Origin of the sequence: Micromonospora sp. RTP1Z1, assembly GCF_033804685.1 — a bacterium.
In the GTDB taxonomy this organism is placed as follows: Bacteria; Actinomycetota; Actinomycetes; order Mycobacteriales; family Micromonosporaceae; genus Micromonospora.
This window is the reverse complement of record NZ_JAPFQV010000141.1, coordinates 1-1,051: the sequence shown is the minus strand read 5'-3', so window position 1 is coordinate 1,051 and position 1,051 is coordinate 1. Positions and strand designations below refer to the sequence as shown.

The following is a 1,051-nucleotide window of genomic DNA, read 5'->3' as shown; positions in this document are numbered from 1 at the left end:
CTAGTACGGCAGCCGCCATTAGCTGTCTGACCAGGGTGGACGCCCCGGGGTGGGGCGGGTGATGTGGGTGCAGCCGCCCTGATGATCATGTGTGTGTGAAGACAACAGAATCGAGGGCGGCTGCGGCTGCCAGGATAGCGGCTCGGCGGGTGCAACGGTTGCGGGCCGAGTTGATGGAGCGTCTGCGGTCGTGTTTCGTGCGGACGCAGACCTGGCAGCAGGCGACGAAGTATGTGGCTGCGGTGGCCAGTGACCTGCCGAAACGGAACGGGTGGACGATCGCGGAGCACGTCGGGGACCGTGGTCCGGACCGGACGCAGCGGTTGCTGAACCGGGCGGTGTGGGACGGCGAGGAGGCGATGAGCCTGGTACGTCGGTTCGTGGTCGACGGGCTGGGCACGGCAGCCCGACGTCGGCGGGGGCTGGTGGTCGGGGCGTTGGACGAGACCGGTCAGCAGAAGCGGGGCGCCGCCACGTGTGGGGTCAAACGGCAGTACATGGGGTGCGCGGGTCGGGTGGAGAACGGCATCAACACGGTGCACCTGTCGTATGTGCGCCAGGGCGTCGGGCACGCGTTGATCGGTGCCCGGCAGTGGATCCCCGCCGAGCAGATCGACGAGCCGGACACCGCCCGGGCGATGGGGATACCGGCTGACCTGCAGTTCCGCACCAAGGGACAGCTGGCAATCGATGTCTGCGCGGACGCGTACGCCGATGGGGTGCGCTTCGACGTGGTCTGCGGGGACGAGGTCTACGGCGGCTGCACACAGTTGCGGGAGTTCTTCGAGCAACAGCAGCAGGCCTACGTGCTGCGGGTGGCCTGCACCTTCCTGCTGCAAGTGGGTGGGGGCCTGCGGTTGACCTGCCAACAGGCCGTGCAGCGGCTGGTCGGTCAGGATCAGTGGGAGGTGCGTAGCGCCGGGACGGGGTCGAAGGGGCAGCGGTGGTACGCGTGGGCGAGCATCGCCACCGCCAGCCCCCGCCATGTGCTGCTGGTACGGCGGCATCTGCGCACCGGTGACCTGGCGTTCCACTACTGCTACCTGCCCGA

At 68.5% G+C, this 1,051-nt stretch carries 1 protein-coding gene; it reads left to right on the top strand.

Going from position 1 to position 1,051, the window contains the following annotated elements; all coding sequences use genetic code 11:
• Positions 1 to 197 precede the first annotated feature (197 nt).
• Positions 198 to 1,051, top strand: an 854-nt coding sequence (locus tag SLP03_RS31405; RefSeq protein ID WP_319464260.1) for a transposase, incomplete at its 3' end; no start/stop codon positions are given.